The sequence below is a fragment of the Pseudomonas cremoricolorata DSM 17059 = NBRC 16634 genome, from assembly GCF_000425745.1.
Lineage (GTDB): Bacteria > Pseudomonadota > Gammaproteobacteria > Pseudomonadales > Pseudomonadaceae > Aquipseudomonas > Aquipseudomonas cremoricolorata.
Window position 1 is genome coordinate 293,127 of the sequence record NZ_AUEA01000003.1, and the last position, 12,348, is coordinate 305,474.

Consider the following 12,348-nt stretch of genomic DNA (forward strand, 5'->3'; position numbering starts at 1 on the left):
ATCCCTGTTGCTGGAGCCTTTGCCGGCGGAGACTATAGCCGCCCTGGCCGGTTGATGCAGTGTCATTGATTGATCCGAACCGGTCTGGCCTGTGGGGTTCCTTCGCTCGCACTGGCGGGAAAAAGATCAAACCTTTGCCGCTGCCGGGGCTCAACCGTATGCACATGGCGCTACTCGCTGTGCCGATGAATCAACCAAGAGGTAACCAGATGAGCAATCAAGACCTGCAAGAAGAGCTGCTGACCCGGCTCTTGCACGCCCACCCACAAGGGCTGGGCAAGGAGATTCTTGACAACTATCGCGGCGAGAAAGTCGTCGCCGGCATGCTCAAGACTCTTCAGGATGACGGCCTGATCCATCACGGCGCGGTGAGCATCGACGATCACCAGATCAGCTTGTCTTATCCGATCAAGCTGTCCAGCGCCGGGGTCGACGCGGCTAAGAAAGTCGAAAGCTGATTCCCCACGCCCACCGCGTCGCTGTTCGCGGTGGGTGCCCCCTCTAGTGTTCCTCTGGCTCCTCCCCTCTCGCCCTTAGCTGCGCACACTCCTCTCGACTTTCGCGCAAGGCCTGCTGCTGATGCGTCAATTCGCTGTGCAAGCGCTCGAGCTGTCGCGCCTGTTCGGTACACAGCGACTGGCGTTGCTCCAGATTCTGCGCCTGCAATGCACTGTGCCGGCGCAGTTCGTCACTGGCGCCCTGTACCTGCGCCAGCATCGAGCGCAAACCCTCTATCTGCGTATCGCGTTGCTCGAGCAATTCCTCGCGCAGGGCCAACTGCGCCAGCGCCTGACGTTGCTCGCCCTGCGCCCGTTCGTTGTCGCGGTGCAGCCGGGTCAGCTCGTCCTGCCTGACCACCAGGCTCTGCTGTAACTGGCGCAACTCCACCTGCAACTGCTGCACCTGGCCTTCGTGGCGGCGCTGCTCCTGCTCACGCTGCTCACGGCTGGCGGCGCGGTAGTGCTCCAGGGCATCGCGGGCATGCCGGTGCTTTTCTTCCAGCGAGCGCAGGTGCTCGTCCTTGTCGGTCAGGCGCACCTGCAACTCACCCAGCGACTGATTGAGGCTGGCATTGCGCAGCTGTTCAGCCTGCAGCGATGCCGCAGTTGCCTGCAAGTGCTCGGATTCTGCCGCCAGCGCGCTGGCCTGGACCTCGGCCTGCTGGTGCGCAGCGGCGAGTGCGTGCTGAGCCAGTTGCAGTTGCGCTTCGAGCTGCTGGCACTGCTCGGCGAAGGCGCTCTGCGCCGCCTGCAGCTCCGCCTGAGCTTCGACTTCGAGCTGTTCGGCGAGCTGTTGCACCAGCGCGCCCAGCTGCTGGCTGAGCGCAGGGCCCTGCGCCTGTGGCGACGGTGCAAGCGCTTCGAGCTCCTTCAGATAGCGGTGAATGGTGGTTTTCGAGCCGGTATTGCCGAGTTCGATACGTATCGCATCGATGCTCGGGTGCTCGCCACGAGCGATCAGCGCCTGGCGCGCCTGCTGCACGACCGCCTTGTTGATGCCGCCACGGGCCATGTCCGCTCCTACGATTTTGTACTGTGGTACGTACTATGTAATTACGTACCGATTTTGCTAGCTTAACCAGTTAATAACAAGCTTTTTATAAGATTAAATAATCACGGCTTATCGCATGTCACTAACGATTTGCCGTTGGTTTTCGTTCAACTCTGAGCTACCAGTACGTACGAGGGCTTACAAACGCTGCCGGCATGCCAACAGCCTCGATCAAGGCACAACGCCACCAGTCATTGGGCTGTCATCTTTTTGTCGTACTTTTCCGCATCTCTTCTGCTGGACTCGCCTGCTGTGACACGACGCTCACTCTCTTCGGCGCGCTTGCTGCCGCAGTTGCTCCTGGCCCTGTGCGCCATCACCCTGGTGTTCCTTTGGGGCCTGCATTTCGCCCAGAAGGCCGCCGCCCGTGAGCAGGCGTTGCAGGCCAAGGCGGCCGAACACCTGAATCTGGCGAGCGTGGTGGCCGAGAGCCTGCGCCAAGTGGTCGATCGTGCGCAGGTGGTGGGCCGGGTGACTCAGGACGGCATGAAGGCGTTGCGCCAGGCCAACGTCAGCCTGGCGCAGTTGCTGGCCCAGGACCCGGTATTCCAGCGCATGGCGCTGTACAGCAGCAGCGGGCGGCTGCTGTCGTCCAGCCATGGCGATGACCGCCAGCGCCTGCCCGAGGCCTGGCTGGCGCAGCTTGGCGAGCATGTCGGGCGTCATGTGCGACGCCCGTTACTGGTACACAGCGACGCTGCGCCGCCTGCGACGGACGACGGCGCCCCGCGCTTGCTGTTCATGCTGCCGCTCGGTGATGGCGCCGGCAGTCGACTGGATAGCCTGCTGCTGGTCGAGCTGGACATCGATTACCTGGCCGTGCTGTTCCAGCACATCGACCTGGGCCAAAGCGGCCTGGTGCGCCTGCTGCAGGACGATGGCCAGGAACGCCTGCGCATCGATGGCCGCGGCGTCACAGCGCTGGGCGATGCGCTGATCCCGACCCTGCCAGCCACTGCCAACGATGCCGGGTTGCTTACCCAGTCGACGGCGGCCGGGGTGTTCCAGAGCCTGTACCGGCGCTTGTCCGATCACGGCTTCAGCATCGTCGTCAGCCAGCGTGAAGATGAGATCCTCGCAGGCGTCAACGCCACCTACACCCGGCAGTTGTGGCTGAACCTGAGCATGACGCTGATGATCCTCGCCGGCCTTGCCTGGGGCCTGCGCCTGTTGCGCAAGCGTCAGGATGCGTTCTGCGCGCTGGAACAGGCGCAGCAGGTCAATCAACAGTTGATTGGCCGCCTGGAAGATGCCCACCGCCTGAGCAGTCACGCCGCAGCCACAGATCACCTCAGCGGCTTGCACAATCGCCGCCAGTTCGTCGAGATCGCCAGCGAAGCGCTGACCGTGCAGCGTGGCAGGCGGCAGTTGCTGGCGATTCTGTTCATCGACATGGACCGCTTCAAATCGATCAACGACTCGCTCGGGCACAAGGTCGGTGACCTGCTGCTGCAAGCGGTGGCCGGGCGTATCCAGCGCATGCTGGGCGACACCGACCAGGCTTCGCGTTTTGGTGGCGATGAATTCGTCGTGCTGCTGGCCGGTGAGCGCAGCGAAGAGCAGATCGACAGCTGGGTGCGCACCCTGGTGGAAAAACTCTCGGCCACCTATGCCCTGGATGGACAGGAGGTCAACACCAGCCCCAGTGTCGGCGTGAGCATCTGCCCACGCGACGGCCAGGACATCGACACGCTGATCCGCTGCGCCGATGCCGCCATGTACTCGGCGAAACAGGCCGGTCGCGCGCAATACCGCTTCTTCGACCCGTCGCTGAACCTGGCCGACATCCAGGCCTTCACCCTCGAGCAGGCGTTCGGCAGCGCCCTGGCCGAGCGTCAGTTCGTGCTGCACTTCCAGCCGCAGTTGCGCCTCGACACCTTGCAGGTCACCGGCTATGAAGCGCTGGTGCGCTGGAACCATCCCGCGTTCGGCCTGCTCTACCCGGACCGCTTCATTGGCCTTGCCGAGCGCAGCGGCTTTATCGTCGAACTGGGCTGGGAGGTGCTGCGCCTGGCCTGCGAGGCGCTGCGCGACTGGCCGCCTGCCGCCTGCGGCGCGCGCCTGGCGGTGAATGTTTCCGCCTTGCAACTGCGCCACAGCGATTTCAGCGAGCGCTTGCTGACGACCCTCGACAGCCATGGCCTGAGCCCGCAGCGTCTGGAACTTGAAATCACCGAAACCACCGTGCTCGATGGCGAGGGCATGGCGCTGGAGCACCTACGCCGCCTGCGCGCTGCCGGCATGGGCGTGAGCCTCGACGATTTCGGCTGTGGTTATGCCGGTTTCGCCCACTTGCAGTCGCTGCCGCTGAGCAAGCTGAAGATCGACCGCGCGCTGATCGCGCCGCTGTCGAACAGTTATGACGACAGCCCGATCGTGTCCTCGACCATCATTCTGGCCAAGCGTCTGGGGCTGGAGGTGGTCGCCGAGGGCGTGGAAACCCGCGAGCAGGTGGTGTGCCTGAAGCTCGCCGGTTGTGATGTCGCGCAGGGCTATCACTTCAGTCGTCCGCTGTCAGCCCAGCAACTGGCCGAGTATCCACCGTTCAACGGCGTGCAGGACGCCGCGTGCAGCCATTGATCGATGGACCTGGCAGCGCTTGGCCGGGCCCCGCCGCTGGTTTAAGGTGGCGGCCACTGCCCGCCCCGATGCACAGCCCATGACCGACATCGAACGCTACGTTCGCGCCGCGACCCGCGACAACACCCGCCGCAGCTACCAGGCCGCCGTCGAGCACTTCGAGGTGCACTGGGGCGGCTTCCTGCCCGCCACCGCCGACAGCATCGCCCGCTACCTGGTCGAGCACGCCGAGGTGCACGCGGTGGGCACCTTGCGCCAGCGCCTGGCCGCGCTCAGCCAGTGGCATCTGAGCCAGGGTTTTCCCGACCCGACCAAAGCCCCGCTGGTGCGCCAGGTACTGCGCGGCATTCGCACCCTGCACCCGGCCCAGACGCGCCAGGCCACCCCGCTGCTGCTGCAACACCTGCGCACCGCGGTGGAGTGCTTCGAAGCCGAAGCGCGGCAGGCCGAAGCCGCCCACGACCTGCCCGCCCTGCTGCGCGCCCGACGTGATCGGGCGTTACTGCTGCTGGGCTTCTGGCGCGGCTTTCGCGGTGATGAGCTGGCGCGCTTGCAGGTCGAGCACATTCAGGCCGAAGCAGGCGTCGGCATCAGCCTGTACCTGCCGCGCAGCAAGGGCGACCGTGAAGGCCTCGGTGTGCAGCACCGCACTCCGGCACTCAAGGCGCTGTGCCCGGTCAATGCTTATCTGCAATGGATCGAGGTGGCAGGCCTGGCCCATGGCCCGGTGTTTCGCAAGCTCGATCGCTGGGGCAACCTGGGCGAGGCGGCGCTCAACAGCAACAGCCTGATCGGCCTGTTGCGGCGCATGCTCGAACGCGCGCAACTGCCGGCTGCGCTGTACACCGGCCACTCCTTGCGCCGCGGTTTCGCCACCTGGGCCACGGCCAATGGCTGGGAGCTCAAAGCCTTGATGAGCTACGTCGGCTGGAAGGACGCCAAGTCGGCCCTGCGCTACATCGATGCCGCGCAGCGCTTCGGCGAGCTCGCCGTGCCAGCGCCGGCGACGTTGCTGCCGGGAAAAGAGTGAACACCCTGAGCGCTGTGAGGACCTAATGCCTGACACCCACGTCACTGCACGAGGAGCACAGCATGGCTGATCCACGCGAACCCGATCCCTACATCGACGATGACCTGCGCAACCCGGGCGAACCGCTGCCCGATGGCGCACGCCCGTTCAATCCTGAGCCCGACCCTGAGCTGCCTGAGGAGCCAGAGGTCGCAGAGTGGCCAGAAGGCCAGGTGCCGCCGGAAGAACAATCCGACGGCTGATGCCCGCAACCCGCGCGGTGGTTCGCTGATCTTAGCGGGCCGCCGCCGAGCGCAATTGCACAGCCGGCTGGTGTGTGACGTTCAGTCCAGGCCGGTCGCCGCGCAAGACTTCACTGAAAAACTTCCCCGCTTCTTCGCGTAGGGTCTGGTGGATGTCGTTGCGGTCGACCCCGTCGCCGTCTTCGCACAGCACCGGCATACGCCGCTGTTGACGTTCATCGCAGGGCGCCATGAACACGAAATGCCCGGCGCCGCTCAGCAGCCGATAGTCGGGCGCTTGCGGCAGCTTGCGCGCCAGGGCGTCGGCGTTGTGCTCCAGCGCCAGCAGTTGGTCCTGATCGCCGCTATAGATCAGAGTGGGCACCTGCACCCCACTGAGCGCCTGGCGGCCGAACAGCAGGCTCAGCGGTGCCATCAGCAACGCCGCACCGATGCGCGGATCGTGCTCGGCATTAAGCTCGGCATGGTCGGCAATCAGCACACCGCGGGTCTGGCACGCATCACGGTCATCGGGAAATTGCTGGCAATACTGCTCGAGGCGCTGCAGGTCTGGCCTGGCGCCGGCCAGAATCAGCGCCGTTTCGCCTCCGGCCGAATAGCCGATGACGCCAACCTGACCGTCATCCAGGCCCTGGCGCAAATGGCTGTCGGCACGCGCAGCGCTGATCGCGGCGCTCAGTTGCAGGGGCCGGCCATAGACATTGCTCAGCGCACCCAGGCGGCTGTGATCGCGGCTGTTGTCACCCGGGTGCACAACCGCTACCACGACGAAACCCTGCTCGGCCAGCGCCGTGGCCAAGTCATGCAACGCCAGCGGGCTGCCACTGTTGCCGTGGGACATCACCAGTAACGGGAAGCGCCCGCGCGCCAGCGGCTGGTCGATGCCGGCTGCCACGTCGTAGCCATCGATGCGGCTATGGGCGGCAGGCGCCGCCGACGGGTAGAACGCCAGCGCGGCCATCGGCCGGGCGTCGACCGGGTCGCTGAGCTGCAGCCACTGCACGCCAGCGCTCCAGCGTGCGGGGCGCGCCGCCGTTTCGGCGTGGGCGAGCGATTGCAGCAACAGGCCGGCGAGCAACGCAGGCCACAGACGGCGAGGTGTTTTCATCCTGCGATCCCAGGGTCAGGGTGTCAGCGCTGCCCTGAGCTTAGGCTCGCCGGCTCAGGGCACGGATGAAAACTCGATGAAACCCACCGGCGTGGGCCGGTGGTGGCGAGGCTTGGGGCGATCAGGCGGCGCTGAAGGCTTCGGCGATCTGCGCCTGGGCGCCCTGCAAGGCGCTGCTGCGCTGCTCTTCACCGTAGGCCAGGCCTTCGGCGCGCACGACCTGAATATCGGTGATGCCGATGAAGCCGAGGAACACTTGCAGGAAGTCTTCATGGCCGACACCGCTCGGCTGGCCCTGGTGCATACCGCCAGCAGTGGACACCAACACCACCTTCTTGCCGCCACACAGGCCTTCAGCGCCGGCTTCGGTGTAACGGAAGGTCTGCCCGGCAACGGCGATGCGGTCGATCCAGGCTTTGAGCTGGGTCGGCACGCTGAAGTTGTACATCGGCGCACCGATGACCACAGCGTCGGCGGCGAGGAACTCGGCCAGGGTCTGGGCGCTGAGCTGCACTTCATGGGCCTGGGCGGCATCGCGCGCCTCTTCGGCAGTGCCAGCGGCGAGCAAGGTGGCGGCGGAGAAGTGGCTGATGGCGTCGGCGGCCAGGTCACGGTAGGTCACTTCGATGCTCGGATCGGCAGCCTGCCAGGCCTGTACCACCTGCTGGGTGAGCTGACGCGAGGCGGAGTGCTCGCCGAGGATGCTCGAATCGATGTGCAGCAGTTTCATAAAGGTGCTCCTGTGTGCAATGGGGGGCCACGCCCGCGGGCGATTGACGACGGCGGCCATCCTACTGGAGCGCTCAATGGATGATAAGTAGCAGTTTGCGCACTGGATTGTTCTGCTCATGGAACGATTCGAGCACTGTTCTGTAATGGAGAACTGCCATAGCGGCTACGGAGTACAAAAGTGCTCCTGCCGGTGTGGGCGCAACCGCTGCTATCATTCGCCGTCTTTCCGCTGGTTTCCGCCATGACGAGCTCACGCGCCTTCCCCGCCACCCGCGACCTCAATGACCTGTTCTATTTCGCTGAGGTGGTCGCAGCCGGTGGTTTCGCGGCGGCAGGGCGCCGTCTGGGCATCCCGAAATCGCGCCTGTCACGACGCATCGCCGAGCTGGAGGCGCGCCTGGGCACGCGGCTGCTGCAACGCACCACCCGGCAGTTGAAGCTGACCGCCGTCGGTGAGCGCTACCTGCACCACTGCCAGGCGATGCTGCTGGAGGCCGAGGCCGCCGATGAAGTGGTTGCCAGTATGAGCAGCGAGCCGCGCGGGCGCTTGCGGGTGTCGTGCCCCGTTGCCCTGGCCCATGCCCTGCTGCCGGACATCATCACCCGCTTTCTCAGCCAATACCCTCTGGTGCAGCTGGACATGGTCCTGCTCAACCGCCGCGTCGACCTGATCTCCGAAGGTATCGATGTGGCCTTGCGGGTGCGTGAACTGGGCGATGAAGACCCGGCGCTGGTCACCCGCCGGCTGAGCCAGGCGCAAATGCAACTGGTGGCCGCGCCGGGCTTTGCCGAACGCCTCGATGACCCGGCACAACTGGCCGCGTTGCCGGTGCTGGGCGCCACCGAGGCCGACCGTCTGGTGCACTTGCGCCTGCTGCACGGCGACGGCCGCCGCCACGACCTGGCGCTGGAGCCGCGTCTGGCGGTGGATGATTTCGTGGTGCGCAATGCCGCGGTCCGCGCAGGGCTGGGCTTTACCGCCCTGCCCAGCCTGTTCTGCGAGGCAGAACTCGAGCGCGGAGAGCTGGTGCGCCTGTTGCCGGAGTGGTCGTTGCCGGGCGGCTGGCTACAGGCGGTGTACCCGCACCGGCGCGGCCTGTTGCCGGCGGTACGGGCGTGGATCGATCACCTGGCGGCGTCGTTCGAAACCTGCGGTGAACGCTACGTGTGAGGCACCGTGGCCGGGCTTCAGGCAGCGTGCCCGGCCAGCCACAGCGGCATGAGCCATAGCGCCTGATGCAGCGCCACGATCAGCCAGAACGGCACCTGATAGGCGAGTTTGCGGGTCTTGTGGCGCAGCAGTTGTTGCGCCAGCAAAGCCCCGGGCCAGCCGCCGCACAGCTCGCCCAGGTGCAGCACCTTCTCAGCAATGCGCGGCCCTTGCCGGCGAGCCTGGCGCTTGTCATAGCCGTACAGCGCCGCAGTGACCACGCTGGAAAGCGGATACAGCAGCAGCGGCGCCCAACTGACACCGCTGAAGGCCAGGTGCGCCGCACCGAGGCCGGGCAGCGCGCACAGCGCCAGGAAAATCGCCAACTTCAGCGGCAGGCGCCGCACGCCCTGGACGGTCATGTCAGGCAATCGCCGTCGACCAGTCGACCCAGCCAAACGCCCAGGTCGCCAGAATCAGCAGACCGAAGACGATGCGGTACCAGGCGAAGACGGCGTAGCTGTGGTGGGCGATGAACTTGAGCAGCGCGCGCACAGCGATCATGGCGAAGATGAACGACACCACGAAGCCCAGGGCGAATACCGGCAGATCGGCCGGCTGGAACAGGTCACGGTATTTGTAGCCGGAATAGACGGCCGCACCGACCATGGTCGGCATCGCCAGAAAGAACGAGAACTCGGTGGCAGCCTTGCGCGACAGGCCGAACAACAGCCCGCCGATGATCGTCGAGCCAGAGCGCGAGGTGCCGGGAATCATCGCCAGGCACTGCACGAAGCCGATTTTCAGCGCATGGCTCCAGTTCATGTCATCGACATGTTCCACCTCGACGCGGTGCGCACGCTGTTCGGCCCACAGCATGATCACCCCGCCAATCACCAATGCCGCAGCGACGGTGATGGGGTTGAACAGGTAGTGGTGAATCAGATCGGCGAAAATCACCCCGAGCACCACCGCCGGCATGAAAGCGATCAGCAGGTTGAGGGTGAATCGCCGAGCGCTTGGCTGGGTGGGCAAACCGACGACGATGTCGACGATCTTGCGGCGAAACTCCCAGACGACCGCCAGAATCGCGCCAAGCTGAATGATGATGTTGAACGCCATGGCGCGTTCGCCGCCGAAGTCGATCAGGTCGGCCACGATGATCTGGTGACCGGTGCTGGAAATCGGCAGGAACTCGGTCAGCCCTTCGACGATACCCAGAATGATTGCCTGAGCGGCACTCCAAAAATCCATCAATCCCCCAAAAGCGCCGGATAATCGCGGACGCCCATTGTGACGAGTACGAAAGCGGTATTGCACGCGTGGTGAAGCGCGGCTGTTTTACAGCGTGCGTTGGTCGTAGCGCCAGCGGAAAAGTTCAGCAGTAACAAGGTTTCATCTTGTTCCTACAAACCCATGGCAATCGTGCCATCACGGCTGCGCTGGCATTGCCGGCGGCTCAGGGTACAATCGCCGGCCCTATTCCCCTCGCACAGGAACGCCGATGTCCGGCCTCGAACTGTTCGCCGCCGTACTCGGCGTAGTCGCGGTGTGGCTCACCGTCAAGCAGAACCCTTGGTGCTGGCCCATCGGCCTGGTCATGGTGTTGCTCTATAGCTGGATCTTCTATGAGGTGAAACTGTACTCGGACATGCTGCTGCAGGTGGTCTACGCCGTGCTGCAGTTGTACGGCTGGTGGCAATGGACGCGTCCCGGGCGGCAGGAAGAGGCGCGGCAGGTCAGCCGTCTGGCGCCCTCGGCGCTGCTCGGCGGGCTTGGCGTAGGACTGCTCGCCAGCCTTGCCCTGGGCGCAGCGATGGCGCACTGGACCGACGCCGCGCAGCCCTGGCTGGATGCCGCGCTCACCGGCTTCAGCCTGGTGGCGCAGTTGTGGATGGCGCAGAAGCGTCTGCAGTGCTGGCCGCTGTGGGTGGTGCTGGACGTCATCTTCGTGGCCTTGTTCCTGTACAAGGGGCTGTACCTCACCGCCGCGCTGTACGCGCTGTTCACCCTGATCGCCGTGCGCGGCTGGCAGGAATGGCGCCGTGATCCGGCGCTGGCAGCGGCATGAAGGTGGTGGTGCTGTGCGGCCCGGAATCGAGTGGCAAGAGCTGGCTGAGCGGGGAAATTCAGGCCCGCTTCGGCGGCCAGGTGGTCGGTGAATACGTGCGTCATTTCATCGATCGCGAGCAGCGCGACACCTGCTACGCCGACATTCCCGCCATCGCCCGCGGTCAGCTCGACTGGGAAGACCGCGCCAGGGCCGCCGCCCCGGCGCTGCTGATTCTCGATACCCACCTGCTGAGCAACCTGCTCTGGAGCCACACACTGTTCGGCGACTGCCCGGCGTGGATCGAGCAGGCCTTGCTGGCCCGTGATTACCACCTGCACCTGCTGCTGCGTCCGGATGGCGTCGACTGGGTCGACGACGGCCAGCGCTGCCAGCCGCAGTTGCAGGAACGCCAGCGCTTCTTCGATGCCAGCCTGGCGTGGTTGCAGCAGCATCATCAGCCGCTGCAGATCATCGAAGGCGCGTGGCAGCAACGCCGAGCGGCGGCGCTGACGGCGGTGGCGCAGCTGCTGCAAGGTTGAGGCCGATCAGCATCACAGTCTCAGCCCTGAAACACCTGAAGGCGCTGCAAGCCGCGGCAACACTGATCCGGCGCCCGGTCAGGTGCGTGTGTATCAGGGTTGAAACAGACCCGCCTTCGAGCATGACGCTCCTGTAAATCCGCGTACTTTGCGCCGGCTAAGCCTGGCGAGTGTTTCAAGGCTGAAACAGCGGCGCCCGCCATCGTTCGACCTATCGAGCCAAACCTCTGTTTCTACAGGGTTTTCAAAAAGCGGCACAGCTCCTGCTATCTCTCTGGCACCGCCGCAAGGCACCACGCAGACCAGGGAGAACGCCGTGATGATCGACACCAGCACATTGCCCGCACTGTTGTTCGTCGCAGGCATCGGCTGCGTCAGCCTGGCGCAACCGGTACTGGCTGCAGGCACTGGCGTGATCGTCATCAACCGTGACGTTCAGCCCCGAGCAGCGATCCGCCATACCGGCACCCCCGACCCCTACCCGACCACCGTCAGCGCCAATCCGTCGCAGCGCGTGCTGGCCCAGACCAATGAGCTCAGCGATGGCGACTTCGCCTCGGTGGCCAGTGGCTCGACCTTCAGCCGCGTGCTGACCCCCGACAGCCACGGCAACCTGCCTGGGATGAACGCCGTGCAGGGCCAACTGCCAGGTGTCGGTGGCGGCTCGGCAGCCGGGGCGAGCGCTGGCAACAGCATCTCCAACACGGTCAACCAAAGCGTCCAGCGCGGCCTTGCCCCGCTGCAGATTCTGACTCGGGGGCAATGAGATGACTTTGCGCCTGCTTTCTCTCGTCTGCATCGCCGTCAGCAGTGCCAGTGCCCTGGCCGCCTCGCCCGTGCAGGACAACGCCCGCATCGACAGCAGCGCCAGCGCCTACCAAGGCAACTTCAGCGTCAACCAGGCCGCCGGGGATGCCGTGCAGCAGAGCAACGCCCGGGCCATCGCCATCGGCAGCGACGCCAGCGCCAGCACGGTGATTCGTCAGTCCAGTGAGTTCGCCGCGAGCCCCGCGCGTGACGCCAGTGCCGCAATCACCGGCAACGCGTTCAGCCAAGGCAATGGCCTGCTCGGCATCAACCAGGCGGCCGGTGCCAGCACCCAGCAAGCCAACAGCGTGCGGATCGGCATCAGCGCCATCCCACAGAGCATCGACGACAGCATTCTCAGCCAGCAGTCAGTAGCGCTGGCCAACAGCTCCGACGCAACGGATCACGCACCAGGCAGCCGCCAGGTCACCCTCGGTGACCAGGCCTTCACCGGCAGCCGTGGGGTCATCCAGTTGAATCAGAGCGCCGGGGTTGGCAATCGCATGGCCAACACCCTGAGCGTCCGGGTCGCTGATTGACCCAAACCCGTTGCACC

The 12,348-nt window shown here is 65.2% G+C and carries 14 protein-coding genes; 9 read left to right on the top strand and 5 right to left on the bottom strand.

The genetic code is table 11. The features are described from left to right. Positions 1-209 precede the first annotated feature (209 nt). Positions 210-458 carry a hypothetical protein gene (locus tag H618_RS0105845; RefSeq protein WP_028694186.1) on the top strand — a complete coding sequence of 83 codons (249 nt, stop codon included), beginning with the start codon at positions 210-212 and terminating at the stop codon, positions 456-458. Positions 459-501: 43 nt separating this feature from the next. Here the strand turns inward: H618_RS0105845 and H618_RS0105850 are convergent, their stop codons facing one another. Further along, a complete protein-coding gene (locus H618_RS0105850; RefSeq protein ID WP_028694187.1) occupies positions 502-1,512 on the bottom strand; it encodes a DNA-binding protein in 1,011 nt (336 codons plus the stop codon). A gap of 291 nt (positions 1,513-1,803) precedes the next feature. Here H618_RS0105850 and H618_RS0105855 point away from each other — a divergent pair, with 291 nt between their 5' ends. From H618_RS0105855 to H618_RS0105865, 3 genes are all read left to right on the top strand, one after another. Beyond that, positions 1,804-4,131 carry a putative bifunctional diguanylate cyclase/phosphodiesterase gene (locus tag H618_RS0105855; RefSeq protein ID WP_028694188.1) on the top strand — a complete coding sequence of 776 codons (2,328 nt, stop codon included), beginning with the start codon at positions 1,804-1,806 and terminating at the stop codon, positions 4,129-4,131. A 79-nt stretch (positions 4,132-4,210) separates the two neighbouring features. Further along, on the top strand, positions 4,211-5,161 hold the full coding sequence (locus tag H618_RS0105860) for a site-specific integrase (protein ID WP_028694189.1): 951 nt from the start codon (positions 4,211-4,213) through the stop codon (positions 5,159-5,161). Positions 5,162-5,223: 62 nt separating this feature from the next. Then, positions 5,224-5,403, top strand: coding sequence for a hypothetical protein (locus tag H618_RS0105865; RefSeq protein WP_028694190.1), 180 nt, complete (start codon positions 5,224-5,226; stop codon positions 5,401-5,403). A gap of 31 nt (positions 5,404-5,434) precedes the next feature. Here H618_RS0105865 and H618_RS21305 read toward each other — a convergent pair whose 3' ends face one another. Beyond that, positions 5,435-6,511: an alpha/beta hydrolase family protein gene (locus H618_RS21305; protein ID WP_245586755.1), complete on the bottom strand. Its 1,077-nt coding sequence runs from the start codon at positions 6,509-6,511 to the stop codon at positions 5,435-5,437. Positions 6,512-6,632: 121 nt separating this feature from the next. After that, complete coding sequence (locus tag H618_RS0105875; protein WP_028694191.1) at positions 6,633-7,241, bottom strand: FMN-dependent NADH-azoreductase; 609 nt, start codon at positions 7,239-7,241, stop codon at positions 6,633-6,635. Positions 7,242-7,484: 243 nt separating this feature from the next. Between H618_RS0105875 and H618_RS0105880 the strand changes: the two genes are divergently transcribed. Next, entirely contained in the window at positions 7,485-8,414 is a 930-nt protein-coding gene (locus tag H618_RS0105880; RefSeq protein ID WP_033727539.1) for a LysR substrate-binding domain-containing protein, read from the top strand. A gap of 17 nt (positions 8,415-8,431) precedes the next feature. Here the strand turns inward: H618_RS0105880 and H618_RS0105885 are convergent, their stop codons facing one another. Both H618_RS0105885 and H618_RS0105890 read right to left on the bottom strand, forming a co-directional pair. Next, the gene (locus H618_RS0105885) at positions 8,432-8,815 is read right to left on the bottom strand and encodes a DUF1294 domain-containing protein (RefSeq protein ID WP_033727508.1); all 384 of its coding nucleotides are present in this window, start codon (positions 8,813-8,815) and stop codon (positions 8,432-8,434) included. A gap of 1 nt (position 8,816) precedes the next feature. Beyond that, positions 8,817-9,647, bottom strand: a complete 831-nt coding sequence (locus H618_RS0105890; RefSeq protein ID WP_028694194.1) for an undecaprenyl-diphosphate phosphatase — start codon at positions 9,645-9,647, stop codon at positions 8,817-8,819. Between the two features lie 250 nt (positions 9,648-9,897). Between H618_RS0105890 and pnuC the strand changes: the two genes are divergently transcribed. From pnuC to H618_RS0105910, 4 genes are all read left to right on the top strand, one after another. Further along, entirely contained in the window at positions 9,898-10,464 is a 567-nt protein-coding gene (gene pnuC / locus H618_RS0105895; RefSeq protein ID WP_028694195.1) for a nicotinamide riboside transporter PnuC, read from the top strand. Continuing rightward, positions 10,461-10,985 carry an AAA family ATPase gene (locus H618_RS0105900; RefSeq protein ID WP_028694196.1) on the top strand — a complete coding sequence of 175 codons (525 nt, stop codon included), beginning with the start codon at positions 10,461-10,463 and terminating at the stop codon, positions 10,983-10,985. Before pnuC ends, H618_RS0105900 begins: the two co-directional genes overlap by 4 nt. Before the next feature lie 319 nt (positions 10,986-11,304). Next, positions 11,305-11,751 (top strand): hypothetical protein, encoded by a 447-nt coding sequence (locus tag H618_RS0105905; RefSeq protein WP_033727509.1) that lies wholly within the window; start codon positions 11,305-11,307, stop codon positions 11,749-11,751. A 1-nt stretch (position 11,752) separates the two neighbouring features. Next, on the top strand, positions 11,753-12,331 hold the full coding sequence (locus H618_RS0105910) for a hypothetical protein (protein WP_033727510.1): 579 nt from the start codon (positions 11,753-11,755) through the stop codon (positions 12,329-12,331). Positions 12,332-12,348 lie beyond the last annotated feature (17 nt).